The sequence below is a fragment of the Plantibacter sp. M259 genome, assembly GCF_006065115.1.
Lineage (GTDB): Bacteria > Actinomycetota > Actinomycetes > Actinomycetales > Microbacteriaceae > Plantibacter > Plantibacter auratus.
In genome coordinates this window covers 3,453,476-3,478,987 of the sequence record NZ_CP040750.1, presented here as the reverse complement: position 1 = coordinate 3,478,987, position 25,512 = coordinate 3,453,476, and the positions used below count along the sequence as shown (strand labels likewise).

The following is a 25,512-nucleotide window of genomic DNA, read 5'->3' as shown; positions in this document are numbered from 1 at the left end:
TTCGCCGCAAGGACCTGCGCACGGTGTCCTAGATTGGGAGCGGCCCGCGCCCGCGGCCACGGAGGGAGATCGACATGGTGGTTGACGGACCCTGGCGGCGCACCGCCGAAGGCGCCGGCCTCGTCGACGAGGACGGACACGTCTCGTCGACGATCTTCGCGGAGATGAGCGCGCTCGCGCTGCGGACCGGAGCCGTCAACCTCGGCCAGGGGTTCCCCGACGAGGACGGACCCGAGGCCGTCCTGGCCGAGGCGGTCGCGGCCATCGAGCGCGGCGAGAACCAGTACCCGCCCGGCCCGGGCACCCTCGACCTCCGCACCGCGATCAGCGAGCACCAGCGACGGTTCTACGGTCTCCAGCCCGACCCGCAGGGAGAGGTGCTCGTCACCGCCGGAGCGACCGAGGCGCTCGCCGCGACCCTGCTCGCCCTCGTCGAGCACGGCGACGAGGTCGTGACCTTCGAGCCGTTCTACGACGCGTACGGCGGACTCATCGCCCTCGCCGGTGGCCGGCACCGGACGGTCAAGCTGCGCGCCCCCGACTTCCAGCCGGACCCGGACGAGCTCCGCGCCGCCGTCACCGATCGGACCAGGGTCATCCTGGTCAACACGCCGCACAACCCGACCGGCACCGTCCTCGACCGGGCGACGCTCGACCTGGTCGCCGAGTTGGCGGAGCGCCACGATGCGATCATCGTGACGGACGAGGTCTACGAGCACCTGACCTTCGACGTCCGACACGTCCCCATCGCGACCCTGCCGGGTGCCGCCGGACGCACACTCACGATCTCGTCCGGTGGCAAGACCTTCAGCACGACCGGGTGGAAGATCGGCTGGTTGAGCGGACCCCGCGAACTCGTCTCGGCCGTCTCGACGGTCAAGCAGTACCTCAGTTACGTCAACGGCGCACCGTTCCAGCCGGCGATGGCGACCGGACTCCGACTGCCCGACGCCGCGTTCACGGCCATCGCCGACGGCCTGCGCGGCAAGCGGGACCTCCTGAGCGCGGGCCTCTCAGCCGCCGGTTTCGACACCTTCCGGCCGGACGGCACCTACTTCATCGTGGCCGATGCGGCACCGTTGGGCTTCGACGATGCTGCGGCGTTCTGCCGGGCACTGCCCGAGCTCGCCGGCGTCGTGGCGGTGCCGCTGTCGGCGTTCTGTCTCGACCGGCACGACCCGGACTACGCGTCGCTGGTCCGGTTCGCGTTCTGCAAACGCGTCGAGGTGCTGGAGCGGGCCGTCGACGGCCTCGCCCGACTCCGCAGCTGACGCTCCGATGCACACGACGACGGGCACCGGATCGCTCCGGTGCCCGTCGTCTCATCGATCCGCTACTTGGTGAGCGAGTCCACGTACTCCTGGTTGTCGCTGATCCACTGCTTGACGACCGGCGCGTAGTCCTTCGAGTCACCCTCGTTGAACATCGCGTTCTCGAGCGAGAACAGTCGCTCCGAGTCGAAGTCGAAGTCCTTCAGCCACCCGGCGAGCGTCGGGTACTCGTCCGCGAAGTCGGCCTTGCCGAAGCTGTGGATGCCTTCGGCATCTCCGAGGGCGCCCTTCGGGTCCTCGAGGTCCTTGATCGGGAACGCGTCGTAGGCCCAGTGCGGACGCCACAGCGTGACGGCGATGTTCTCGCCGGCGTCGGTCGCGGCCTTCAGCTCCGAGAGCATCGCCGGGGTGCCCGAGGTCAGGAACTCCCAGTCGTCGAGGCCGTACTCGGGGATGACCTTGTCCTGGGTGGCCTCGGTCAGTCCGGCACCGGGGTCGATGCCGACGAGGCGGCTGTCGAAGAGGTCCGCGTTGGCCGCGAGGTCCTCGAGCGAGTCGACCGGGGCGTCCTCGTTGACGGCGATCGTGAGCTTGGCGTCGGTGTTCCAGGCGCCGAGGTCGACGACGTCGTCACCGAACTTCTCGATGTAGCTCGCGTGCGTGGTCGGCAGCCAGACGTCGAGCGTCAGGTCGTAGTCACCGGTGCTGAGGCCCGAGAACACCGGGGCGGGCTCCGCCTCCTCGAGGGTGACGTCGTAGCCCTGCTCCTCGAGCACGGCCTTCCACAGCTCGGAGGCCGCGATGCCCTCGTCCCAGCCGCTGAACACGGCGATGGTCACCGCCTGCTTGTCGCCGTTCTCGAGCGTCTCGTCCGAGGCGCCCGCGGAGCAGCCGGAGATGGCGAGCGTCGCCGCCGCCCCCGCTGCGATGGTGGTTGCGATCTTGGTGCGGTACTGCATGTTCGATGATTCCTTTCGTCCCGCGTGACGCGGGGATCGGTGTCGTCGGATGGAAGCTGTGTGCCGGTGGGTCACCGCACGGCGGTCGGCGACTCGGCGGGAGTGCGCTGCTCCTCGCCTGAGGCGGTGCTGTCGGTCGTCGTGGTGCTCGAGGCAGGCGCCGGTCGGATCCCGCCGGGCGAGGACGGGGCAGCCTTCGTGCGCTTCCCGCGCTGTTTGCGACCGCCACCGAGGGAAGCCGTGAGGCGGTCCAGGAAGATCGCCAGGATGACGACCGACAGGCCCGCTTCAGAGCCGAGCTGGATGTCGATCCGGGAGAGGCTCTTGACGACGTCGCCACCCAGACCGCCGGCGCCGACCATGCCGGCGATGACGACCATGGAGAGCGAGAGCATGATGACCTGGTTGACACCGGCCATGATGTTCGGCATCGCGAGCGGCAGCTGGATCTGGCGGAGGATCCGCCACGAGGAAGCACCGAACGCGTTGCCGGCCTCGACGACCTCGCGGTCGACGTTGCGGATCCCGAGTTCCGTGAGACGGACGGCCGGGGCCAGCGCGAAGACGATCGTCGCGACGATGCCCGGGACGACGCCGATGCGGAACAGGATGAGCGCGGGGATGAGGTAGACGAACGCAGGAGTCGTCTGCATGAAGTCGAGCAACGGCCGGATGATCGACGATGCGACCTTCGAGCGGGCCGCCAGGATGCCGAGTGGGATCCCGATCACGATGGCGATGAGTCCGGCCACGAGCACGAGCGAGAGCGAGTCCATCGCGTTGTCCCACTGCTCGACGCCGACGATGATCAACAGCCCGACCGCGGAGCCGACGGCGAACACCGGGCCCCGTGCGACGAAGGCCAGCAGGGCGGCGACGATGATGATCACCCAGAACGGCGGACCGCTGAGCACGAGGTCGACGCCGTCGTACAGCCCCTGGAAGACGCTCCGGATGACGTCGAAGACGGGCTGGAAGACGTCGGTGATGAAGTCGACGAAGGCTTCGACCCACGCACCGATCTCGGGGCGGGTGATGGCGTCCAGGAACCCGGACGACTGGAGACGGATGCCGTTCATCGGACACTCCCTTCCGGCAGGCTCGCTGCCGGTTCGGCGGCGCTGGTCTCGATCGACGAGGTCACGTCGTCGGGGTGCTGCGGGTCCTCCGCGGTCGACCGCAGGGTCGCCGTGATGAGCTCGACGGGCACCGTCGCCGGCGGCCCGACGAGGCTGATCTCGTCCGTGTTGGTCGGGACGTTGCCGACGGCGGCGAGCAGGGTCACCCGCGGGACGACGCCGAGCAGGCGCGTCCGCTCGTCCACGACCGCGACGGGCAGGGCACTCTCGACGGCGGACTCGAAGAGGTCGACGAGCGCCGCCTCCGGCGAGACCGTGGCGAGGTCGGCGGTGATGACGCTGCCGAGCTCGTGGTCGCCCGCACGGACGAGACGCAGCACGTCCTTGTCGCGGACGACGCCGAGGAGCTGCCGACCCGGACCGACCACGAAGGCGGTCGAGGTCTGCAGATCGCGCATGATGCGCAGGGCAGCCCTGGGTCCGGCGGATGCGGAGACGACGGAGCGCGCGGGTTCCATCACGCCACCGGCGGTCAGGACGCGGGCGCGGTCGACGTCCTGGACGAACTGGGCGACGTAGTCGTTCGCCGGGTCGGTCAGGATGTCGTTCGGGGTGCCCACCTGGACGATCCGGCCGTCGCGCATGACGGCGATCCGGTCGCCGAGGAACATCGCCTCGTTGAGGTCGTGGGTGATGAACACGATGGTCTTGCCGAGCTCGGCCTGCAGCTCGACGAGCTGCTCCTGCATCTCGCGGCGGATGAGGGGATCGAGCGCGGAGAACGCCTCGTCCATGAGGAGGATGTCGGTGTCCGAGGCGAGTGCGCGGGCGAGGCCGACGCGCTGCTGCATCCCGCCTGAGAGCTGGCCCGGGAGCTTGTCCTCCCAGCCTGCGAGCCCGACGCGCTCGACGACGGCCTGGGCCCGCTCGCGTCGTTCAGTGGCCGGCACACCCTTCACCTCGAGTCCGTAGGCGGCGTTCTCGAGCACCGTGCGGTGCGGCAGCAGGGCGAAGTGCTGGAAGACCATCGAGATGTTGTCCTGTCGGACCGCACGCAGCTGCTTCGAGGACACCCCCGAGATCGGCTTCCCGGCGATGGTCACGGTGCCCGCCGTCGGCTCGAGCAGGCCGTTGAGCATCCGGATCAGCGTCGACTTGCCCGAGCCGGAGAGGCCCATCACGACGAAGATCTCGCCCTGCTTCACCTCGAACGAGGCGTCGATGACGGCTGCGGTCGTCCCGCCGGAGGCGAGTTCGTCTCGCGACGCACCGGCCTGCAGGCGTTTCACGGCTTCCTTCGGCTTCCTGCCGAAGACCTTGTACAGTCCCGTCGCGGAGACGGCAATCGTTTCGGTCATGTGTTCTCCTGGAAGCGCACGCGGAACCGCGGTGCGCTCTTCCTGTCGATCGTCAGGCCGGGTCGAACGGCTCTCGATCCGCCCCATCGGCGCACTGATGGACAGCGCGCGGGCTCGGATCACGTGGGGCGACAACGGCTACCGCGTGGCGTTCGACCGTACGTCCAGCACGCCGTCACGGGGCGACAGGGGGCGGGACGCGGTTACGTAGGTCAGCCCTTGCGGGCCGTCGACAACGCTAACGAAACTCACAGCTGCTGGCTAATCGACGATCCCCCAAAAGGCGGACATCGCGCACGGCCTCCATCGCAAAACCGAACATGGTCAGGGTTTTCCGCCCGAGTCCTTCGTTATGCGTTCGTGACCTTCGCCCGGCCGGTACAGCCGCGGATCGCCCTCACTCCCCCACCGCGACGCCGATGAACGAGTGATCGAACACCAGACTCGTGCGGGTCGAGGCGACCGTCGGATCGGCCGACAGATGCTCGACGACGAAGTCGCGGATGTGGGCGCTGTCCCGCGCCGCGAGATGGATGACGAAGTCCTCGGAGCCGCCGAGGAAGAACACCTGCACGACCTCCGGGAGCTGTCGGATGCCGGCGCTGAACTCGGCGATACGGGCGCGAGCCCCCGCCCTGATGTTGACGCTGATGAGCGCCTCGAGACCGAGCCCGACCGCGACCGGATCGATACGCGCCGAGAACCCCGTGATCACGCCACGATCGACGAGCGACCGCACCCGGGCGACGCACGTCGAGGGGGCGATGCCGACGAGCTCCGCCATGCGTGCGTTCGTCATGCGTGCATTCTCCTGCAGGAGCCGCAGGAGTGCGTGATCGACGTCGTCGAGGTCCGCGCTCCCGTGCAGATTGTTCGTCATCCTGCGCCCACTCCCCTTTCTAGCCGAATGATCATCGAATTCAGACATGATTTCCGCAAAACCTGCGGTGTTCATCCGACTGAAACGCAGCAACCTCAGAATAGTCCCATACCGTCCACCGACGAGCGGGAGAGCCGAGCCTTGGCCCAGCCTGCGAGAGGAACCAGCCATGCGAATCGGCATCCCCACGGAGATCAAGAACAACGAGAACCGGGTCGCGGCGACGCCAGGCGGCGTCCACGAACTCGTCCGACACGGCCATGAGGTCGTCGTCCAGGCGGGCGCCGGCCTCGGGTCCGGCAATCTGGACGAGGCGTATCGTGCCGCCGGCGCGACCATCGCCACCGACGCGGCCTCCGTCTGGGCGGCGGGCGACCTCCTGCTCAAGGTGAAGGAGCCCGTCGCCGCCGAGTACGACTTCCTGCGGGCCGACCAGACGCTCTTCACCTACCTCCACCTCGCGGCGGACCGTCCGCTCACCGACGCCCTGATCGCCTCTGGGACCACCGCGATCGCCTATGAGACCGTGCAGCTACCCAACCGCTCCCTGCCGCTCCTGCAGCCGATGAGCGAGGTCGCAGGACGACTGTCCGCGCAGGTCGGCGCCTACCACCTCATGCGCGCCACCGGTGGACGCGGAATCCTGTTGGGCGGCGTGCCCGGAACCCCCAAGGCGAAGGTCGTCGTCATCGGCGGCGGGGTCGCCGGCGAGCACGCCGCGGCCAACGCGCTCGGCATGCAGGCGGACGTCACGATGATCGACATCTCCATCCCTCGCCTGCGCGAGCTGGAGAACCGCTTCAGCGGGCAGATCCAGACCAGGCCGTCATCGGCGTACGAGATCGCGGAGCAGCTCCGCGACGCCGACCTCGTCATCGGCTCGGTGCTCATCCCCGGGCCCAGGCCCCGAAGCTCGTCACCGACGCCATGGTGGCGGACATGAAGCCGGGCTCGGTACTCGTCGACATCGCGATCGATCAGGGCGGCTGCTTCGAAGGCTCCCGGCCGACGACGCACGACGACCCGACGTTCCGCGTCCACGACAGCCTCTACTACTGCGTGGCCAACATGCCCGGCGCCGTCCCGGAGACCTCGACGCGTGCCCTGACCAACGCCACACTCCGGTACGCACTCGCCATCGCCGACCAGGGCACGGGAGCAGCGGTGGCGGCAGACGCAGCGCTCCGCGCGGGCGTCAACATCCACGCGGGTGCGGTCACCAACGCCGGCGTGGCCGCAGCGTTCGGCCTCCCCGTAGCGACGATAGGCTGACCCACCGCTCGCCGACCGCGGGCGGCCATCCCCGGAAACGACGAAATCCCGGTCTCGAGGAGACCGGGATTTCATCTTTTCTGTTGCAGGGGCAGGATTTGAACCTACGACCTCTGGGTTATGAGCCCAGCGAGCTACCGAACTGCTCCACCCTGCGGCACAAGAGATAAACCTAGCATGCATTCTGGGGCCGTGCAAATCGTGTGCCGCCAACCGCCCCGATTCCGGTCGGATCACGCCTCCTGGAACGCCGAACGGCGCCGCCCGTCAGGGCGACGCCGTTCGGATTGCAGGCTCGGAATCAGCCGTTCAGCAGTGCCAGCGCCTGCGCCAGTGCGTCGGAGATCTTCTTGTCAGCCACTCCGTAGGCAGCCCAGTCACCGCTCGCCATCGCCGCGTCCTTCTCGACCATGGCGGCCTTCGCCTGGTCGAGCAGCGTCTTGATCTGCGCATCCACCGTCGGGTCGCCCGTGCTCGGGGTCGAGCCCGTGTCGGTACCGCCGGTGTCCGTGCCGTCCGTCGGGGGCGTCGTGCTGTCTCCGGGGACGTTGGTGTCACCCGCATCCGCACCCGAGTCGCCGCCGAACAGGACGTCGAGCGCCTCGTCCAGCGTGTCTTCGAAGGCGATCTGGTCGCCGAAGGCGACGAGCACCTTCTGCAGGAGCGGGAAGCTCGTGTCACCGGTGGACTTCACGTAAACCGGCTGCACGTAGAGCAGACCCCCACCGACCGGCACGGTCAGCAGGTTGCCGTTCAGCACCTCGGTCTGGCCCTGCTTCAGGATGTTGATCTGGCTCGACACGCTCGGATCGGAGTCGAAGGTGTTCTGCACCTGGCCGGGGCCCGGCACGGTGTCGTCCTTCGGCAGTGTCAAGAGTCTGATCTTGCCGTAATCGGAGCTCCGCTTGCCGTCCTCGGCGCCGGCGTTCGCATCGACCGCGAGGTAGCCCGTCAGCACGTTCCGCGACTGCTCACCGCCCTGACGCGGGATGAACGTGGAGTACAGGGAGAAGGACGGCGCGTCCTGCTCGGGCAGCTGCATCGTCAGGTAGTACGGCGGCTGGTACTTCTTCTCCGTGTCGGTCGACTGCGGGTCGTTGGGGGTGACCCACGCGTCCTCGCTCGAGTAGAACGAACCGGCATTGGTGACGTGGTACTGGCCGAGCACCGAACGCTGGACCTTGAAGAGGTCGGCCGGGTACCGGACGTGGCTCATCAGATCGCCGGACATGTCCGACATCGGCTTGACCGTCGACGGGAACACCTTCTGCCAGGTCTTGAGGATCGGATCCTGGTCGTCCCAGCTGTAGAGCGTCACCTTGCCGTCGTACGCGTTGACGGTCGCCTTCACCGAGTTCCGGATGTAGTTGACGTCGTCGAGCGCGTAGTTCTGCGCCGGCGTGACCGAGTCGGAGATCGTGTCGGACAGGCTCACGGTCTTCGAGTAGGGGTAGCTCGCACTCGTCGTGTAGCCGTCGACGATCCAGACGATCTGACCGTCCACCACGGACGGGTAGGGGTCGGAGTCGAGCGTCAGGTAGGGAGCGACCTTCTGGACCCGGGTGAGCGGGTCGCGGTCGTAGAGGATCTGCGACTGGCTGTTCACGGAGTCGGAGAGGAAGATCTGCTCGGACTGGAACTTCAGCGCGTAGACGAGCTTCTTGAAGACGTTGTCGAGCTTGGGCCCGCCATCGCCGTCGAAGGTCGTGTAGGTCTGCGACTCACCCTGGGTGCCCGACGGGTAGTCGAGCTCCACCGGGTCCGCGCCCTTGGGAGCGCCGACGATGGAGTAGTCGGGCGACTGCTCACCGAAGTACACGCGCGGTTCGAAGTCGCCGAGCGCGCCGGTGGTTGGGATGCCCGACTCGAGGAAGACCGGCTCACCGGAGGCCGAGCGCTGGTTGCCGTACGCGGCGACCAGACCGTACCCGTGGGTGTACACGACCGTGTTGTTGATCCACGACTGCGAGTTGTCGAGGCCGGCGACGTTCAGCTCGCGGACCGCGACGACGGCGTCCTGCGTCTTGCCGTCGATGTTGTAGCGGTCGACGTCGAGCTGCTTGTCGAAGGAGTAGAACTGCTTGAACTGCTCGAGCTGCGCGACCGAGGCGCTCACGAGCGACGGGTCGATGATCCGGATGTTCGCCGTGGTCTCGGCGTCCTGACGGAGTGCTCCGGGGGTCGCGTCGGTGGTGGCCGCGTACTCCTCCTCCTCGACGTCGGCGATCCCGTAGGCGTCGCGGGTCATGTCGATGTTCCGCTTGATGTACGGCGTCTCGAGGCTCTTCGCGTTCGGCTCCACCTGGAAACGCTGGACGATCCACGGGTAGAGGCTGCCGACGATGAGGGACGCGACGATGAGCAGCGCGGTACCGACGAGCGGCAGACGCCAGCGGCCGGTGAACGCGGTGACGACGAACAGGACGGCGACCATGAGCGCGATCCCGGCGAGGATGACCCGACCGGGGATGGTCGCGGCGACGTCGGTGTACGAGGCGCCGGTGATGAGCGTGCCGGTGTCGTTCAGCGTCGTGTACTGGTCGAGCCAGAGGCTGACGGCCTGCAGGATCAGGTACAGCGCGGCGAGCACCGAGATCTGCACGCGGGCCGCCATTGAGATCCAGACCTCACGGCTGACCACCCGGATGCCTCCGTAGAGGTAGGTGACGACGGCGGTGGCGATGAGGGCGATCAGGACGACCGCCGAGGAGAAGGCGACCACGGCCTGGAAGAACGGCAGGTCGAAGAGGTAGAACGACACGTCGAGGTTGAACTGCGGGTCCTTGGTACCGGACGGGGTGCCGTTCATCCACAGCAGCACCAGCTGCCAGCGCGAAGCCGCGGCGACACCGCCGAAGAGCCCGAAGAGCGCGGGGATCCCGTAGGTCGCGAGTCGGCGGAGCGGCTCGACCACCTGCTGATAGCGGTCGACCTGCGAGCTGAGCTTCGCGTAGACCGGACGGGTCCGGTAGGCGATCTCGATGGCCAGCCAGACGGGGAGGGCCATCCCCACGAACCCGACGAGGAACATGGCGATCGCCGCGATCCACTGCGTGGTCAGGACCTCGGTGAAGCCAAGCTGTTGGAACCACAGCAGGTCGGCGTAGAACCCCGAGAACACGAAGAACCCGATCAGGAGCGCGGCGATGATCGCCACCGTGATCGCGATCGGGGCGCGTCGGCGCTGAGTGGACAGGGGCTTCTCTGCTGCTGCGGATGTCACGTGTGGCCTCTTCAGATAGGGGTCGTCCCACCCATCCTAAAGCGGCCGGGCTGGGAGAGCGCCCGAAGCGGTCAACCGGCCGAGCAGGTGGGCAGCTTGCTCGTGTCGGCTCCGTCCGCGATGGCCTTGAGCGCTGCGAGCGAATCGTCGAGGGTCTTCACGGCGAAGACCGTCAAGCCGTCCGGGACGTGTCCGGCGACCTCGTCGCAGTTGCTCTCCGGCGCCAGGAACCACTCGGCCCCGGCGTCCTTCGCGCCGAACAGCTTCTGCCGGATGCCGCCGATGGCGCCGACGTTGCCATCGGCGTCGATCGTCCCGGTGCCGGCGACGTCCTTCCCGCCGTTCAGCTCACCGGGGGTGAGCAGGTCGATCATGCCGAGCGCGAACATCATCCCGGCGCTCGGGCCGCCGACGTTGTCGAGCTGGATGGTGATGTCGACGGGGAGGTCGTAGGTGGTCTTGGTACCGATGCCGATCACGGTCGAGGTCGTCCCGTCCGACGCGGTCGCGGTCGTCGGCGTGATCTCGACGGTGCTCGCCGCTCCCCCGCGCACGATGTCGATCGTGACCGGCTTGTCCGTGCCGTTGGCGTTGATCGCGTCCCGCAGGGCCGCCAGGCCGGTCACCGGCGTACCGTCGACCGCGACGATCTCGTCATCGAGCTGCAGCACACCCTGCGCGGGGGCACCCTCCGCGATCTGTGCCACCACGATGTGCTCGGGGACCTCGTACCCGAGCTCACGCAATGCCGCCGCGACCGAGTCCTGCTGCGAATCGACCATGAGGGTCGCGTTCTGCTCGTCGCGCTGCTCGGTCGTGACGCCGGGCGGGAAGTAGAGGTCCATCGGCACGACGGCGCGGCTCGGGTCGAACCAGGCCGAGACGATGTCGAGCCAGCCCGGGCTCCGTTGCGGGTTCCCGACCAGCTGGACCGTCAACATGTCGAGCGTGCCGCCCGTGTCGTAGGTCTGCTCGTCGTGGACCTCGATGAGCGGGACGTCGCCGTCGTCACCCTCGGTCGTACCCAGCACGTTGAACACGGGACCCGGCTGTTCGATGACGTACGGCGCGGGAACCGCCGACAGCACGCCGAGGAGGACGAGCGAGAGGCTGAGCACGATCCAACCGAACCGAGCGCGACGATTGCGCCCCTGACCGGTCGGCGCCGAAGCGGTGGGAGCCTCATCGGCGAAGAGCGACATGCAAGCCTTCCGGAGTGTTCGCGGTGGGCGGAAACCCGACCAACCATACCCCGGCGATTCTTCAGCGAGGTGCGACTAGCGTAGAAGGCCCAGCACCGAGCTATCTGAGAGGCGGCTGACGTGCCAGAGGATTCCGACAAGAGTCCGGAGGACGAGTTCCGCGACATGCTCCGCGAGCTCCTCTCCGGCAACGGTTCGTTCGACCCGAGCCAGCTCGCCGGCGCCGCCGGCCTCCCCAGCGATCCGGCCAGTCTCGCTGCGCTCATGTCGCAGCTCCAGGGCGCACTCCGCTCCAGTGGCGACGGCATCAACTGGGACACCTCGCTCCAGCAGGCGAAGACCATCGCCGGAGACGGCTCCCAGGACACGACGCCCGAGCAGCGTGCGGCATTCGAGCAGGCGTTCCACATCGCCTCCCTGTGGCTCGCCGACGTCACCGACGTGGCCGAGCTGTCGAGCGAACCGGCCCTGTACACGAGGACGCGCTGGGCCACGAAGACGATGCCGTTCTGGACGCAGCTCGCCGAGCCGGTGGCCACGAACATCGCGAACGCCCTGACCGGCGTGCTCACGGAACGCGCACCCGAGGAGCTGTCGAGCATGATCGCGAACGCCGGACAGCTCGTCCGCGGCATCGGCGGCACGCTCTTCGCGATGCAGCTCGGACAGGTCGTCGGTCAGCTCTCCAAAGAGGTCGTCTCCGGCGGCGACATCGGCATCCCGCTGCTCGACGACAACGAGGCCGCCCTGGTGCCCCAGAACGTCGCCGACTTCGGCGAGGGTCTCGACATCCCGGCGGATCAGGTCCAGATCTACCTCGCGGTCCGTGAACTCGCGCACGCACGACTCTTCCGCCACGCCCGCTGGCTCCGCCTGCACCTCATCTCCTCGATCACCGACTTCGCGCGCGGCATCCGGATCGACACCGAGCGACTCGAGGAGCTCGCCGAGAGCTTCGACCCGTCGAACCCCGAGGAACTCCGGGAGGCCATGACGAGCGGCGCGCTCATCCCCGCCCGCACGGAGGCACAGGACGCGAGCCTCGCTCGACTCGAGACGACGCTCGCCCTCATCGAGGGCTGGGTCGACGTGGTCACCGCGGCGGCCACCGAGCGCCTCCCCCGCTCCGCGGCCATCGCGGAGACCGTCCGCCGACGCCGCGCCGCCGGTGGGCCGGCCGAACAGGCCTTGGGCGCGCTCGTGGGACTCGAGCTGCGACCCCGCCGCCTGCGCGAGGCTGCGCAGATGTGGCAGCAGGTCACCGACGCCGTCGGTACCGCGCAGCGCGACGCCCTGTGGTCGCACCCCGACCTCGTGCCCACCGCAGCCGACATCGACGCCCCGGAGTCGCTCATCGCGCGCCTCGAAGCAGAGGCCAGGGGCGAGCGTCCCGAGCAGGACGAGATGGATCTCGCGCTCGAAGACCTCCTCCGTGGCGAAGAAGGCGGCGACCAGCACGACGACGAGCCCGGTTCGGAGCCCTCCGGCCCGAACGGTGCCGGCGGCCCCCCGGTCTGATCCACGGCGACGCTCCACAGCTCGTCCTTCCGGGCGAGCTGTGGAGAGTGCCGACGCGACCGGTCGTCGACCCGTCATCATCGATGGATGACGACGCGCCTCGATCCCAGGAGACCGCTGCTCTGGCGAACCCCGCACAGCCTGCAGGTGGGAGTCGATGAAGCGGTCCTACTCGACAGCGTGCGGACCGAGACCGAGCAGGTCGTCGCGGCACTGCGTGCCGGCTTCCCGGCTCTGGTCGAACGACGACTGCCGGACGCCTTCGACATTCCAGCCCAGGAGTTCGATCGCGTCCTCTCGACGCTCGACCCGGTGATCGAGCACGACGGCCCCACTTCCGGACCCACCGTGACGCACCGGGTCGTCGTGGATGGCGCGAGCCCGGCAGCCGAACTCCTCCGACGTCTCCTCTCCGAGCAGGAGCCGGTCGAACTCCTGCCGCCGGACTCCGGGTCGACCGAGCCCGGAGCGCAGCCCGACCACGTCGACGTCGCCGTCCTCTTCGCCGACTTCGTCATCCCGCCGAGTCGGTACAGGCGCTGGCTGCGAGACGACGTTCCGCACCTGCCGGTCGTCTTCAGCGATCGTGTCGTGAGGATCGGGCCGTTCGTGACACCCGGTTCAGGGCCGTGCCTGCACTGCGTCGAGCTGCACCGCACCGACGACGATCCGGCCTGGCCGGCCGTCGCCTCCCAGCTCCTCGGGCGCCGCTCGCCACTCGACACCCAGCTCCTCGGTGCGGAGATCGCGACCCGCGTGACCCGCCTGGTGCTCCGACACCTCGACGCGTCCCAGCCGATCCTCGCGAGCACCCAGCTGGTGGTCGACGCCGCGACCGGCGGGGTCAGGCGCCGCGTCGTCCGGGAGCACTCGAGGTGCGCATGCCGAGCTCTGCCAGGAATCGCGACGGCTCGCGTCGACCACCACGTTGCTGCATCTCGGACCAGGACAGGTTGAGCCGCCGCTTGGCGCGCGTGATGCCGACGTAGAGGAGCCTCCGTTCCTCGTCCGCCTGCTCGAACTGCTTCGCGTAGGAGATCGGCAGATAGCCCTCGGAGAGCCCGATGAGGTGCACGGCCTCCCACTCGAGGCCCTTCGCCGAGTGCAGTGTCGCCAGTGTGACCGCCTCGACCGTCGGCTCGTGCTGCGCGGCCTGCCGTAGTTGCAGCTCATCCGTGAAGGCGCGGAACGAGGTCCCCTCCGGCGCCTGGTCGACGAGCCCCATGATCGCGTTGAGCGACTCCCAGCGGTCGCGCACCGCACCGCCGCCGTCGGGCGGGTCCTGGCTCCACCCGAGCGACCGGAGCACGTCGCTCACGGACTTGAACAGGGGCTCACCGCTGATCGAGACGGAGGCCGCGCGGAGCTGGAGCAGGGCCTGCCGCACCTCGGGCAGCTCGAAGAAGCGCTTGGAGCCGTGCATGACGTAGGGGATGCCGGCTTCGCCGAGGGCAGTCTCCAACGCCGCCGCCTGGACGTTGATCCGGTAGAGCACGGCGATCTCCGAGGCAGGGACGCCCGCCTGCAGCTGCACGAGGATCTCCGAGGCCACGCCTCTCGCCTCGGACAGCTCGTTCGGGTACTGCCGCAAGCCGACCGCCGGCGTCTCGGGCCGTGCGGTCTGGGTGCCCTCGTCGTCGCGTGCGGTGGCCGCTGAGAGGTGCAATGCCCCCGGGCGCCCCCGCATGAGCGTGTTCGCCGCAGCCACGACCGGCGGGGCGGAGCGGTAGTTGCGCTCGAGCCGGACGACCGTGGCGTCGTGGTACCTGGTCGGGAAGTCGAGCAGGTAGTCGGAGCGGGCACCGGCGAAGGAGTAGATGGTCTGGCTCGCGTCTCCGACGACGCACACGTCCCGTCGTCCGCCCAGCCAGAGTTCGAGGAGTCGGTGCTGCAGCGGCGAGACGTCCTGGTACTCGTCCACGACGAAGAAGCGGTACTGCTCGTGCACCTGCATGGCGACGGCGGGCTCGGTCTCGATCATGCCGGCGCAGGCCAGGAGGACGTCCTCGAAGTCGATGCGCCGACGCTCGTCCTTCAACTGCTCATAGGTCTCCTGGAGCGAGACGACCTGCTCGAGGGACAGCTTGGCCGGCAGCGGCCGGTTCGACGCCGCGTACTGCTCGAGGGTCAGGCCGGACACCTTGCGCCATTCGATCTCACCCGCCACATCGCGGAGAGTCGCCGTGTCGACCCGCAACCGGAGCCGTTCGGCTGCGTGCCCGAGCACCCGGCCCTTGCTCTCGACGAGCGCGGGCACCTGTCCGCCGACGACCTGGGGCCAGAAGAAGTTCAGCTGCGAGAGCGCGGAGGCGTGGAAGGTCCTGGCCGAGACGCCCTCAGCTCCGAGCGCCCGGAGCCGACCACGCAGTTCAGCAGCGGCGCGGCTGGTGAAGGTGAGCGCCATGACGCGCGACGCCGTGTAGGTCCCGGTCGCGACCCCGTAGGCGATGCGATGGGTGATCGCGCGGGTCTTGCCGGTGCCTGCGCCGGCGAGCATGCACACGGGTCCGCGGAGCGCCTCCGCTGCGACGGCCTGGTCGGGGTCGAGTCCGGCCAGCAGTTCGGCCGGGCTACTCATCGGCGACCCTCGGTGGTACCGCGCCTCATCGAGACCAGGATCCGCGAAGCCACTCGTCGATCACGGCTCGTGCGATCGACGACGGTCCGGGGAGGATGACGTCGGTGGCCGGGTCCTCGAGTTCCTCCCGCGTGAACCACCGGAGGTCGAGGATCTCCTGGCCGTCCGGGACGAGCGCCTCCGGATCCTGATCCTCCGCGAGCGGGGCGACGAAGCCGAGCATGAGCGAGCGCGGGAACGGCCACGGCTGCGAACCGAGGTAGACGGGCGTACCGAGACGCATCCCCGACTCCTCGAAGATCTCGCGGGCGACGGCCTGCTCGAGGGACTCGCCGGCATCGACGTAGCCGGCCAGCAGTGAGTACCGGTTGTGCTCCCACATCGCGTTCGATCCGAGCAGAATCCGTCCCTGAGGATCGACGACCGCGACGATGACCGCGGGATCCATGCGCGGGAAGAGTTCGTTGCCGTCGACCGGGCAGTGCCGTGCCCAGCCGGCGTTGCGGACCGTGGTCGGCGAGCCGCAGTGCGCACAGAACGGCTCGGCGCGATGCCAGCCGGCGATCGCCAGCGACGTCGCCAGGATCCCGACGTCGCGGTCGGACAGCCGGTGTCCGCTTCGGCGGAGGTCGAACCATCGGTCCTCATCCTCGGTGATCGCGTCGGCGTCGGCGTCGGCGAGGACCCACAGCAGGATGTCGGTGCCCGGTGGTGTCCCCGGGCTGTCCTCGACGGTGCTTCCGAGGTAGACCATGAGCTCCGGCTCGGGCAGGTCCGAGGGATCCAGGAGGTCGAGCGCATCGCCGGTCACGAGTGCGCGCCGACCGCGGAGGACGACGGCTCGGGCGTTCGGATCGACCCGCAGTCCGTCGAGCACGTCCGGTCGTGAACGGAGCTCGCCGTGACGGTCGAGTCCGCCTCTCGCGAGCGGTAGACCGGCGAGTGCGCGAACCTGAATCGTCATGGACAACCTCTCTGAGGGCGTGGCGAGCGCGGCTCACCGGGACGGCCCCGTACCCTGGATGTCATGGCCAGATCCCATCTCACTCTAGCCGCGTTGGCCACCTCGGCCGTCGCCGACCTCCAGGTCCGCGGCTCCGGCGCGCACACCGCCGGCGGCGAGGGGAACTACGACGCGGCCCGTCTCGTGACGGCCGACGGGCGCGAGCTCATCGTGCGCATCCCGACCTCACAGCAGGCCGAGACGGAGCAGTCCGCGGACCTCATCGCCCTTCGCGCACTCACGCCCGGTATCCGCAGCAGGTTGCCCTTCGACGCCCCGACCGTCGTGGGCCAACTGCCTGTCGACGGCACTCGCGCCGTGGTGCTCGACTTCGTGGCCGGCAGTCACCTCGACCCGACCGCGCTCGGCCGCGACGAGGTCCTCTCGGACTCGCTCGGTGCTGCGGTCGCCGCGATCCACTCCCTCCCGACGGCCTTCATCGCGGAAGCGGGCCTCCCGCTGCTGTCCACCGAGCTCATCCGGGCGGACGCGCACCGCATCGTGTCCCGCGCCGCCGAGACGAGGCTCCTCCCGACCGCCGTCCGGGAGCGCTGGCAGGCGGCCGTCGAGGACCACTCGCTCTGGCAGTTCCAGCCCACCGTCATCCACGGATCCCTCGCCGCCGACCGGGTGCTCGTCATCCGTCAGGACGGCCACGGCCTCGTCAACGGCGTCATCGAGTGGGGCTCGCTGCGGGTCGGCGACCCGGCCCTCGACCTCCATTGGATCGCGACGCTCGGTGCGACCGGCGAGCAGGCCTTGTCCGCCTACGCGGCCTCGTGCTCCCGTGGACCCGACCGCTTCGTCACGCTCCGCGCCCGCCTCTACGCGGAACTCGAGATCGCCCGCTGGCTCCTGCACGGCCGCGACAGCCACGACGAGACCATCGTCGAGGACGCCGTCGCAATGCTCGACGGACTCGTCGACCGCGTGCTCGGCGACGTGACGGATCCCCTCGGCACCTCGACCGGACCCGTCCTCGACGTCGACGAGGTCGAGGACATGCTCGACCGCACACCGATCGGCTCGTCCTCCCCCGGCATCGCCATGCAGACCGACACCTATGACCGGTCAGAGCTCGAGCGCGCCCTCGGCCGCGATACCGGCGGCTCGGGCGATGACGACACCGACGACGGTGAGGCCGACGACGATCGCGACCACGCCGGAACCGACGCGGACGCGAACGCCACGGATCAGATCGACACCTCGTCGTTCGAGCTCTGGGACTCGGCGGCCTCCCCGAAGGACCGCTCCCACTCCGACAGGAGCTCCTCCTCCGAGTAGAGGCGTTCCGGCCGGAGCTGCACGTCGTGGCTGACGTAGTAGAGCACGGCGTCGATGCGCTCGGGGTCGACCTCCCGGTGGTGCGCGTACGCCAGACGGTAGAGCGCGAGCTGGAACGAGGCGTTCCGCACGTCCTCCGGCGTCGTGGGTACGGCGCCGGTCTTCCAGTCGACGATCTCGAACCGGTCCCCGCGCTCGAACACCGCGTCGAGCTTGCAGACCACCACCCGTCCGGTGTCGCCGAGCGGCACGTGGATCTCGGTCTCGACCTCGATCGGTCGGACGTCCGCCCATTCCGAGGCGAGGAACCGTTCGGTGAGCTCGTCGAACCCGATCCCCTCCGACGCGTCCGGGCCCGGGCGTTCGACGTCGAGCTCCTCGGGGAGCGCGTCGACCAGCTCCTGCAATCCGAAGCGTCCGTAGTGCGCCTCGACCCACGAATGGAACCGGGTCCCGAGACGGGTCTGCCGGTAGGGCCGCTGCGGGACGGGGCGGCGCAGACGTTCGAGTGCGGCCTCCGGTTCCGTGACGAACTCCTTGAACTTGGACGCGGGGATACGCACGGGGAGCTCACCGCGCGCGGTCGTCGTCGCGACACGGCGTCGTTCCTCGAGGAGCAGTGTGAGCTCGTTCTCGAGAGGGCCGAGGGTCGCCAGCAGCTCGGTCTCGGGCCGCCCGCGCCGCTGGTCGACCTCGGCCGCCGCCCGTTCGACGACGCTCCGACGCGCTCCGAGCGGATCGAGTGGCCAGTCGAGGACCGCGGCACCGGAGTCGACCGGGTTCTCCTCGAAGGCGGATGCGGCGGGGAGCGGTGCGATGACGCCCGCCGAGGCCAGCTCCAGGAGGTAGGTGCTCGCAGCACGGGGCCGCTTGCGATCGCCCGACCAGAACGAGCCGGTGAGCAGGAGGTCGTGCTTGGCGCGGGTCACCGCCACATACGCGAGCCGGCGTTCCTCGTCGAGCGCACGTTCTCCGAGCGCCTCAGAGAAGGCGAGCTGAGCGTCGACGACTTCCTTCCGCGTCTCAGCCGTCCGCCAGGCGAACTCCGGCAGCTCAGCTGCGTCGCCTCGGAAGTCGTACGGCAGCGTCCCGAGACGCACCCAGCCTTTGCCGTCCTTCGGTTTGGCGGGCAGTTCGTCGACCACGAGCCGCGGGATCGCGACATGGTCCCACTCGAGGCCCTTCGAACCGTGGATGGTGAGCAGTTGGACCGCACCCTGGTCGGGTGCGTCGCTCGCCGGTCCGAGGTCGTCGCGGGCGAGCGAGCGATCGATCCACGCCAGCAGGCTGCCGAGCGTCACCTGCTCCTCCGCCTGGATGAACGAGATGACCTCGTCGTGGAAGGCCTGCAGTCTGGCCGGGGCGCGCGCCGCGGAGCCGGTCGACTCGTTCGCGACGACCTCGATGTCGAGTCGCAACTCGCGCTCGACCGCTCTGACGAGATCGGGGAGGCCGCTGCCCGCACGACGCCGCAGCGAGGCGAACACCAGTCCGGCCTCCCGAAGACGCGAACGCGCCTCGTCGGTGAACCCGGCGGCGAGGCCGGCCGGCACGCGGTCGGCGGCGATGAAGTCGAGCGCGTCGATGATCGACCGCCCGTCGTCGTCGGCGACCGACTCGCGGAGCCGGGCGGCCAGTTCGGCGTCGTACCGCTTCGTCTTCCAGTCGATGGCCTGCAGGTACCGGGCCACCTCCACGAGGTGTCCGAGGTCGTGGACGCCGATCCGCCAGCGAGGCCCGCTCAAGAGCCTGATGAGCGAGGACCCGGCACCGGGATCGTGGATGACCCGCAGTGCCGCCGTCACGTCGACGATCTCCGGCGAGGAGAGCAGACCGCCGAGGCCGAGGATGTGGTGGGGGACGCCGAGCGCGGCGAGGCCGTCGGCGAACTCCTGCATCGGTCGACGCGCCCGGAACAGGATCGCGGCCGAGCCGGCCGGGTCTCCCCCGCGTTCGGCGAGCAACCGGTCCGCGCACCACTCGGCGACCACCCGGATCTCCTCGGCACCGGTCTCGGAGAACTCGACGGCGAGGGAGCCCGCCCCGGCGCCGGGCTTCGGCTCGAGGTCGAGGACACGCAGCTTCCCCGCCGTCTGCGCCTGCTGCTGCAACGGGCGGACGAGGACGTTCGCGGCTTCGAGGACCGTGCGGTCGTTCCGCCAACTCGTGGACAGGTTGAACTGGGTGGCGGCGACCTCCCGACCGAAGTCGCGGGAGAACCGTGCGAGGTTCGCCGCGCTCGCGCCGCGCCAGCCGTAGATGGACTGGTGCGGATCGCCGACCGCCATGACGGGGTGGTCGGCGAACAGGGTCGACAGCAGTCTGGTCTGCACGACCGAGGTGTCCTGGTACTCGTCGAGCAGGACGACGCCCGCGCGATCGCGTGCGACGGCGGCGACCTTCGGCGAACGTTCGCAGGCGGCGAGCGCGAGGGCGACCTGGTCGGAGAACTCCACGAGTCCCTGCCGGCGCTTCTCGTCGGCGTACCGGTGCGCGAGGTCGAGTAGGACCGGCAGGGCACCCACGACCTCGACGGCCTGGTCGATCTGCGCGTACGCCCCGCGACCGCCGTCGGGGAGCTCGCCGATGCCGACGAACCGTTCCACGAAGCCGAGCAGCTCCTCGGTGGTGCCGTCGATCTCGGCGAGCTCGTGACTCAGTGAGAGGACGAGCTCGGCCACCTGGTCGACGGACTTGCCGAGGGTGGCGAGCCGTTCGTCTCCGTGCCGGACCACGACGCGCCTCGCGAGTCGCCAGGCGGACGCCTCGGACAGCAGGACCGACTCGGGCTCACGGCCCACCAGGAGGGCGTTGTCGCGGAACAGGGCGTTCGCATAGGCGTTGTAGGTGGACACCTCGGGACGGTCGAAGAGCGCGTCGGCCGCGGGATCCAGGATCCCGATGTCCTGCAGGGCGGCGATCCGCTTGCCGATCCGTGCCGCCAGCTCACCCGCGGCCTTCCTGGTGAAGGTGAGCCCCAGGATCCCGTCGACGCTCACGTGCCGGTTGGCGAGCAGCCACACGACGCGTGACGCCATGGTCTCGGTCTTCCCGCTCCCGGCACCGGCGACGACGAGCACGGGCGCCATGGGGGCCTCGATGACCTCGACCTGCTGCGTCGTCGGTTGTGGGAGGCCGAGCAGGCCGGCGAGCATCTCGGCCGAGTAGGTCTCCTCCGTGCTCACGAGCTCACCGCCGGGACGACGTGGATGGCGCACTCGCCGAACGCGAACGGGTCATGACAGTGGGTCCCGACACGGGCCTCGAACACCGCGCCCGCCATGCCGACCGCGTCCGCCAGAACACGCTCGCGGAAGCGCTCGAGGGCTTCGTCGTCGAAGGCGGGCTGGGCCGGGTCGTAGTACTCCTTGCGCTTCGTGCCGGCCGACACGACGATGAGCTTCGCGCCACCGCTCAGCAGCCCCTCCGTACCGACGATCGCACCGGACGCCAGCGCGAGCTGGTAGGCACCGAGCTGCGCCATGTCGGCGACCTCCCGGTCCTGTCTGGGCGCCGAGCCGCCGGTCTTGAGGTCGGCGATCACGACGCGTCGCGTCCCGTCGGCGTCGGGCACGAGTTCGACGCGGTCGATCGAGCCGCCGAGCACGGCCGCGCCGCCCAATTCACCGATGGGGATGCGGAGGCTGAACCTGCTCTCGTTGCCGATCGAGGTGACTCCTGCGCGCTCCGCGTCGTGGAGGTACGCGGACAGCCGATGGACGAGTTCCGCCGCACGCCGTTTCGTCGCCGCGCCCTCCCAGTCCGCTTCGAAGTGGAGTTCGTCCCAGCGGTCCTCCACCGCCGCCCAGAGCGCGGCCTCGTCGGAGGACTCCGCGTGTTCGAGCGCGGCATGCACGATCGTGCCGAGACCGGAAGCGAACCCGGAGGCACCGCCGCCCAGTCGGGCGATCGCCCAGTGCAGCGGGCACTCCTCGAAGGCCTCCATGCGGGACGGGGAGACCGGCAGCTCCTCGACAGCGGGGTCGTGCAGCGGTGCCGTCGAGCTCGGTGCGGCCACGCCGTACCACTCCTCGGTCGGAGCGCCAGGGACTCCCGCTGCCGCGAGGATGGCCAGGGCCGAGGCGGACGCGGCACGCTCGGCCGGGTCCGCGGGGCGGATCCGCCGCGTGAGCGAGCGACGCAGGGTGCCGACGAGACCCCGGAGCGACAGGGGCGACAGGGACGCCCGGTGCGGATCGGGTTCCGGGAGCAGGGTGAGGAACGGGCTCGCCTGGTGGTCGTCGTCGACGACCGCGACCACCATGAGCGACCGGTGCGCACGAGAGGTCGCCTGGGCGAAGAGTCGGAGCTCGTCATGGAGGACCGCGCGTCGTGCGTCCGCCGTCGCGGTGGCCGTGCCCTCCAGCAGCTCCACGAGCTCCGAGGCGCCGAGCAGTGAGTCGCGGACCCGCAGGTTGGGCCACACGCCGTCCTGCATGCCGGCGACGACGACCGTGTCGAACGCGGTCCCGACCAGGGCGGCGGGCGTCGCGATCGTGACCGCCTCCCGGAGGCCCGTCGGCGCGAGGGAGTCGTCGCCGACCGTCTGTTCGAGCAGGCGGTCGAGGAAGACGGAGGCCGGGGTGTCGGGCTCCGCCTCGACGAAGGTGCGTGCCGCATCGGCCAGCTGGGTGATCGCGTCGAGGTCGCGGTTCGCCTCCTCGGCGGCCTGACCGCTGCCCTTCGACAGCGAGACCCAGGAGCGCTCGAGTCTGCTCCGCGACCAGAGGCCGTAGACGAGCTCCTCGGCGGACGCGCCCGCCGCGGCCTGCGCGCTCGCCTCGGCAAGGCTGTCGGCGAGTGAACGGGCGCGGGCGGCGGAGGGCGTCTCGAGTCCGATGAGTGCACCGGGGACGGCGAACGCCTCCTCCAGCAGGCGGTCCGCGCTGCGGTCGAGGCCCTCAGCGAGATCGGCGTGGCGGAGCGCGGCCCGGAGTCGCCTGACCCCGATCGAGTCCAGTCCGCCGAGCGAGCTGTGGAGGAGTTCGGTCACGACCTCGGCGTCGAGCGGCGTCCGCCCGAGCGCCACCGACATGGCGAGGAGGACCGACCTGACGAACGGGTGGTCGCGCAGCGGTGCTCCGCCGGTGCTCGCCCGGGTGGGCACCTCGAGGGAGGACAAGCCCCGTTCGATCGCCGGGATCAGCCCGCCGCTGCGGACGACCACCGCCATGTCGGCCCACGCGACCCCGTCGAGGACGTGGCGCTCGCGGAGGAAGCGTGCGACGACCGCGATCTGCTCGGCCGGGGAACCGGCCGCCACGGTGACGACGGAGTGTTCGGGCGTCTCCGCGTCATCGACCGGTGGCGCGGCCGTGCGATGGAGTCCGGCGCCGGCCGTGCCGATGCGCTCCGCGACACCGCGGACGGTCGCCCGGATGTCCGGTGTCCCGCGGTGGACCTGCCCGAGGACGAGCGTGTCCACCGGGCGGCCGAGCACCTCGGCGAACCGCCCGAGGGCGTCGGCACGGGCACCGTGGAAGGCACCCGTCGTGAGGTCGGGGTCGCCGAAGGCGACGATCGTGACCCCGTGTCGGGCGAGCGCGGCGAACAGCTGCAGGACGCCGTGGGTCGCCTCCTGGGCGTCGTCCACGAAGACCACCCGCAGGCTGCCGAGCACGCCCGTTCCCGGTTCCTGTTCGTCGAGGAGCCGGACGGCGCGGGCGAGGGCCGCCGCGGGCGTGAGGTGTCCGCGCCAGTCGTCGGCGAGGAACCCCTCGATGAAGCCCGCGGACGCGACCCACTCGGGACGCCCGTGCTCCGTACCGAGCCGGCGCAGCTCGGCAGGCGCGACGTCGTGTTCGACGCTGCGTTCCATGAGGTTCCGGAGCTCGGTTCGGAACCCCTGCAGGCGCCTGACATCGGGACCGAGCTCGGCGGGCCACAGCGGACCGGTCGCGTCCTGTTCGTCGCCGAGGAGTCGCTCGGCGATGGTCTGGTCCTGCTCGCCGCCCGTCAGCAACCGCGGTCGTCCTGAACCGGCGAACGCCCCGGAGCCCGCGATGACCTCGAGCGCGAGGGAGATGGCGGTGCGCGCCAGGGATCCGGGTGTGGCGCGCGCGACCCGTGCCTCGAGGCGGTCGCGGAGGACCTGCGCCGACGACCGGGAGGAGGCGATGACGAGCACCTCGTCGGTGCGCAGACCGCGCGAGTGCACGCGTTCCGCGACCGCTTCGATGAGCGTCGTGGTCTTGCCCGTGCCGGGAGCCCCGAGCACGACGGCGGACCGGTCGTCCGCGAGCCGCAGCACGGCCTCCTGCGAGTCGTCGAGCCGGACGCCCGTGCCGACAGCCGGGTCGCCGACGGGCGCGCGGTCCGAGTCACGGACCGCACCCGTCGAATCGTCGGAGGCGCCGGGAACCGTCATGGTCCGCACGTTACCGGAGCCTCCCGACATCGCCGCGACGGCCGACCGGCGTTCCGCTGTTCGCTGACAGCAGCCGACCCGCGCCGGTCGGAGGACCACGACTCCCGTAGTCTTGCCCTACGCAACCGAAAGGCACTCAAGGTGGAAATTCGCATCGGAATCCTCAACAGCCCTCGCGAGATCGGCTTCGAGACCTCGCAGCCGGCGTCGGAGATCGAGCAGGCGGTCAAGACCGCGCTCGAGACGGACGCCAAGCTGCTCGCACTCAAGGACGACAAGGGCACCAGCTACCTCATCCCGACCGCGGGCATCGGCTACGTCGAGCTCGGAACCGAGGAGTCCCGCCGCATCGGATTCGTCGGCTGACCATGGAACTCCTCTTCGTCGTGCTCGGCGGTGCCATCCTCGGTCTCGTCGTCCGCTACCTCCTGCCCGGCCGCGACCAGCACGGTGCCGCGCTCATCCCGGCGGTCGCGACGCTCGTCGCCGCCGTCGTCTGGGTCGCGGCGACGTGGGCCGGCATGGCGTGGGACGGCGGCTGGATCTGGGTGCTCTCCTTCGGCGCATCCGTCGTGGTGAGTGTGGTGGTCGACCTCGTGCTCGTCCGCGTCCGCACCTCGTCGGACGAGGCGATGCTGACCCGATTGCAGCAGGGCGTCGCCGCCTGACCCGAGGCGCTCGATCGATCGACGCCGTCGCTCCACCCGGAGCGGCGGCGTCGTCGTGTCTGCGTGGACGACCGGTCAGGCCGTGAGCCCGAGCGCGTCCATCCGTCTGGTGTGGTTCGCGATGAGCTCCGTGTAGACCGGTTCGACCCGGGCGTCGTCCGGCAGCGCCTTGCTCTCGGTCACGAGGGCCGACCTGGCGACGAGCATGGTGTCTCCGAGCAACCGGCGGCCCCACATCGCGAGCGTCGAAGCGCGCTCAGGGTGCGATGCGATCACCCGGTGCAGGATCCCGACGAGCGGGTCCTCCTCCGGACCGGGGGCGACGATCGCGGCGAGGTCGCGGGCGTCCGCTCCGTCCAGACCGCGGGCGAGCTGCGCGAAGAACTCGTCGAGGAAGCCCCGCGCCACGAGGACGCCCAGCAGGAGTTCGTCCCAGGTGCCGGTGCGTAGGATCGCCTGGAACTCGTCCCGCGTGCGTGCATAGGGTTCGAGCACGGCGCCCGGGTCGTCGCTCGTCCGGCGGAGCCAGGCGAGTAGCGCCTGGTGCTTGCGCAGCGCCGTGGCAGCGGCCTCGGCCACTGTCTCCCGGTCGGCGTCGTTCGGAGCGTGCTCGACCGCGAACGACAGCGTCATGAAGAACCCGAGCTGCAGCTGCGCCACCTGACCGAGGTAGTCCGCAGTGCTGGGCGCGAGCTCGTGGAGGTCGACGCGGGTCGCCTGGACGGCGTCCTCCCGCGAGCGCAGTCGAGGCGTCTGGGTGCCGGGACGCCGACGTCGTGCAAACCAACGAGCCATGCGACCACCCTATCCGCAGCGCGCCGATCGCCGTGTTCCGCGCGCCCAGCGGCCT

The 25,512-nt window shown here is 69.8% G+C and carries 17 protein-coding genes, 1 tRNA gene and 1 pseudogene; 7 read left to right on the top strand and 12 right to left on the bottom strand.

Annotated elements, in window-relative coordinates:
- The first annotated feature begins 74 nt into the window (after window positions 1–74).
- Window positions 75–1,271: an aminotransferase class I/II-fold pyridoxal phosphate-dependent enzyme gene (locus FGL15_RS16275; protein WP_138946736.1), complete on the top strand. Its 1,197-nt coding sequence runs from the start codon at window positions 75–77 to the stop codon at window positions 1,269–1,271.
- 62 nt (window positions 1,272–1,333) lie between these two features.
- On the opposite strand, the gene FGL15_RS16270 is transcribed toward FGL15_RS16275, so the two are convergent.
- From FGL15_RS16270 to FGL15_RS16255, 4 genes are all read right to left on the bottom strand, one after another.
- Entirely contained in the window at window positions 1,334–2,230 is an 897-nt protein-coding gene (locus FGL15_RS16270; RefSeq protein WP_079705563.1) for a glycine betaine ABC transporter substrate-binding protein, read from the bottom strand.
- A 71-nt stretch (window positions 2,231–2,301) separates the two neighbouring features.
- Window positions 2,302–3,309 carry a proline/glycine betaine ABC transporter permease gene (locus FGL15_RS16265; protein WP_124769028.1) on the bottom strand — a complete coding sequence of 336 codons (1,008 nt, stop codon included), beginning with the start codon at window positions 3,307–3,309 and terminating at the stop codon, window positions 2,302–2,304.
- Window positions 3,306–4,667, bottom strand: coding sequence for a glycine betaine/L-proline ABC transporter ATP-binding protein (locus tag FGL15_RS16260; protein WP_138946735.1), 1,362 nt, complete (start codon window positions 4,665–4,667; stop codon window positions 3,306–3,308). Before FGL15_RS16260 ends, FGL15_RS16265 begins: the two co-directional genes overlap by 4 nt.
- A gap of 397 nt (window positions 4,668–5,064) precedes the next feature.
- A complete protein-coding gene (locus FGL15_RS16255) occupies window positions 5,065–5,547 on the bottom strand; it encodes an Lrp/AsnC family transcriptional regulator (RefSeq protein ID WP_138946734.1) in 483 nt (160 codons plus the stop codon).
- A gap of 169 nt (window positions 5,548–5,716) precedes the next feature.
- Here FGL15_RS16255 and ald point away from each other — a divergent pair.
- Window positions 5,717–6,819: pseudogene (gene ald / locus FGL15_RS16250) on the top strand (alanine dehydrogenase).
- An 83-nt stretch (window positions 6,820–6,902) separates the two neighbouring features.
- On the opposite strand, the gene FGL15_RS16245 reads toward ald, so the two are convergent.
- From FGL15_RS16245 to FGL15_RS16235, 3 genes are all read right to left on the bottom strand, one after another.
- Window positions 6,903–6,976, bottom strand: a tRNA-Met gene (locus FGL15_RS16245).
- A gap of 144 nt (window positions 6,977–7,120) precedes the next feature.
- Window positions 7,121–10,042 carry a UPF0182 family protein gene (locus FGL15_RS16240; protein WP_138946733.1) on the bottom strand — a complete coding sequence of 974 codons (2,922 nt, stop codon included), beginning with the start codon at window positions 10,040–10,042 and terminating at the stop codon, window positions 7,121–7,123.
- A gap of 71 nt (window positions 10,043–10,113) precedes the next feature.
- Window positions 10,114–11,244, bottom strand: a complete 1,131-nt coding sequence (locus tag FGL15_RS16235; protein ID WP_079002144.1) for a PDZ domain-containing protein — start codon at window positions 11,242–11,244, stop codon at window positions 10,114–10,116.
- Between the two features lie 120 nt (window positions 11,245–11,364).
- On the opposite strand from FGL15_RS16235, the gene FGL15_RS16230 reads away from it, so the two are divergent.
- Both FGL15_RS16230 and FGL15_RS16225 read left to right on the top strand, forming a co-directional pair.
- The gene (locus FGL15_RS16230) at window positions 11,365–12,762 is read left to right on the top strand and encodes a zinc-dependent metalloprotease (protein WP_370281815.1); all 1,398 of its coding nucleotides are present in this window, start codon (window positions 11,365–11,367) and stop codon (window positions 12,760–12,762) included.
- An 87-nt stretch (window positions 12,763–12,849) separates the two neighbouring features.
- On the top strand, window positions 12,850–13,719 hold the full coding sequence (locus FGL15_RS16225) for a TOMM precursor leader peptide-binding protein (RefSeq protein ID WP_138946732.1): 870 nt from the start codon (window positions 12,850–12,852) through the stop codon (window positions 13,717–13,719).
- On the opposite strand, the gene FGL15_RS16220 is transcribed toward FGL15_RS16225, so the two are convergent.
- Both FGL15_RS16220 and nudC read right to left on the bottom strand, forming a co-directional pair.
- Window positions 13,607–15,340, bottom strand: coding sequence for an ATP-dependent helicase (locus FGL15_RS16220; RefSeq protein ID WP_138946731.1), 1,734 nt, complete (start codon window positions 15,338–15,340; stop codon window positions 13,607–13,609). The two genes, FGL15_RS16225 and FGL15_RS16220, sit on opposite strands and share 113 nt — an antisense overlap.
- Before the next feature lie 25 nt (window positions 15,341–15,365).
- On the bottom strand, window positions 15,366–16,304 hold the full coding sequence (gene nudC, locus FGL15_RS16215) for an NAD(+) diphosphatase (RefSeq protein ID WP_138946730.1): 939 nt from the start codon (window positions 16,302–16,304) through the stop codon (window positions 15,366–15,368).
- 63 nt (window positions 16,305–16,367) lie between these two features.
- Here nudC and FGL15_RS16210 point away from each other — a divergent pair, with 63 nt between their 5' ends.
- On the top strand, window positions 16,368–17,627 hold the full coding sequence (locus tag FGL15_RS16210) for a phosphotransferase (RefSeq protein WP_138946729.1): 1,260 nt from the start codon (window positions 16,368–16,370) through the stop codon (window positions 17,625–17,627).
- Here FGL15_RS16210 and FGL15_RS16205 read toward each other — a convergent pair.
- Window positions 17,537–20,845 carry an ATP-dependent DNA helicase gene (locus tag FGL15_RS16205; protein WP_240773574.1) on the bottom strand — a complete coding sequence of 1,103 codons (3,309 nt, stop codon included), beginning with the start codon at window positions 20,843–20,845 and terminating at the stop codon, window positions 17,537–17,539. The genes FGL15_RS16210 and FGL15_RS16205 overlap by 91 nt on opposite strands.
- Window positions 20,809–23,994 (bottom strand): UrvD/REP family ATP-dependent DNA helicase, encoded by a 3,186-nt coding sequence (locus tag FGL15_RS16200; RefSeq protein WP_138946728.1) that lies wholly within the window; start codon window positions 23,992–23,994, stop codon window positions 20,809–20,811. The genes FGL15_RS16205 and FGL15_RS16200 overlap by 37 nt, the downstream gene beginning before the upstream one ends.
- A 141-nt stretch (window positions 23,995–24,135) precedes the next feature.
- Between FGL15_RS16200 and FGL15_RS16195 the strand changes: the two genes are divergently transcribed.
- Both FGL15_RS16195 and FGL15_RS16190 read left to right on the top strand, forming a co-directional pair.
- Window positions 24,136–24,360, top strand: coding sequence for a DUF3107 domain-containing protein (locus FGL15_RS16195; RefSeq protein ID WP_064296179.1), 225 nt, complete (start codon window positions 24,136–24,138; stop codon window positions 24,358–24,360).
- 2 nt (window positions 24,361–24,362) lie between these two features.
- Window positions 24,363–24,662, top strand: a complete 300-nt coding sequence (locus tag FGL15_RS16190) for a hypothetical protein (protein ID WP_138946727.1) — start codon at window positions 24,363–24,365, stop codon at window positions 24,660–24,662.
- Window positions 24,663–24,737: 75 nt separating this feature from the next.
- Here the strand turns inward: FGL15_RS16190 and FGL15_RS16185 are convergent, their stop codons facing one another.
- The gene (locus tag FGL15_RS16185; RefSeq protein WP_086473650.1) at window positions 24,738–25,457 is read right to left on the bottom strand and encodes a ferritin-like fold-containing protein; all 720 of its coding nucleotides are present in this window, start codon (window positions 25,455–25,457) and stop codon (window positions 24,738–24,740) included.
- Window positions 25,458–25,512 lie beyond the last annotated feature (55 nt).

What these genes read in the sequence shown, in the direction of transcription:
- nudC (WP_138946730.1), bottom strand. Translation starts at nt 16,304, where the DNA reads ATGACGATTCAGGTTCGCGCACTCGCCGGTCTACCGCTCGCGAGAGGC.
- FGL15_RS16220 (WP_138946731.1), bottom strand. Translation starts at nt 15,340, where the DNA reads ATGAGTAGCCCGGCCGAACTGCTGGCCGGACTCGACCCCGACCAGGCC.
- FGL15_RS16270 (WP_079705563.1), bottom strand. Translation starts at nt 2,230, where the DNA reads ATGCAGTACCGCACCAAGATCGCAACCACCATCGCAGCGGGGGCGGCG.
- FGL15_RS16225 (WP_138946732.1), top strand. Translation starts at nt 12,850, where the DNA reads ATGACGACGCGCCTCGATCCCAGGAGACCGCTGCTCTGGCGAACCCCG.
- FGL15_RS16190 (WP_138946727.1), top strand. Translation starts at nt 24,363, where the DNA reads ATGGAACTCCTCTTCGTCGTGCTCGGCGGTGCCATCCTCGGTCTCGTC.
- FGL15_RS16235 (WP_079002144.1), bottom strand. Translation starts at nt 11,244, where the DNA reads ATGTCGCTCTTCGCCGATGAGGCTCCCACCGCTTCGGCGCCGACCGGT.
- FGL15_RS16210 (WP_138946729.1), top strand. Translation starts at nt 16,368, where the DNA reads ATGGCCAGATCCCATCTCACTCTAGCCGCGTTGGCCACCTCGGCCGTC.
- FGL15_RS16200 (WP_138946728.1), bottom strand. Translation starts at nt 23,994, where the DNA reads ATGACGGTTCCCGGCGCCTCCGACGATTCGACGGGTGCGGTCCGTGAC.
- FGL15_RS16265 (WP_124769028.1), bottom strand. Translation starts at nt 3,309, where the DNA reads ATGAACGGCATCCGTCTCCAGTCGTCCGGGTTCCTGGACGCCATCACC.
- FGL15_RS16255 (WP_138946734.1), bottom strand. Translation starts at nt 5,547, where the DNA reads ATGACGAACAATCTGCACGGGAGCGCGGACCTCGACGACGTCGATCAC.
- FGL15_RS16185 (WP_086473650.1), bottom strand. Translation starts at nt 25,457, where the DNA reads ATGGCTCGTTGGTTTGCACGACGTCGGCGTCCCGGCACCCAGACGCCT.
- FGL15_RS16275 (WP_138946736.1), top strand. Translation starts at nt 75, where the DNA reads ATGGTGGTTGACGGACCCTGGCGGCGCACCGCCGAAGGCGCCGGCCTC.
- FGL15_RS16260 (WP_138946735.1), bottom strand. Translation starts at nt 4,667, where the DNA reads ATGACCGAAACGATTGCCGTCTCCGCGACGGGACTGTACAAGGTCTTC.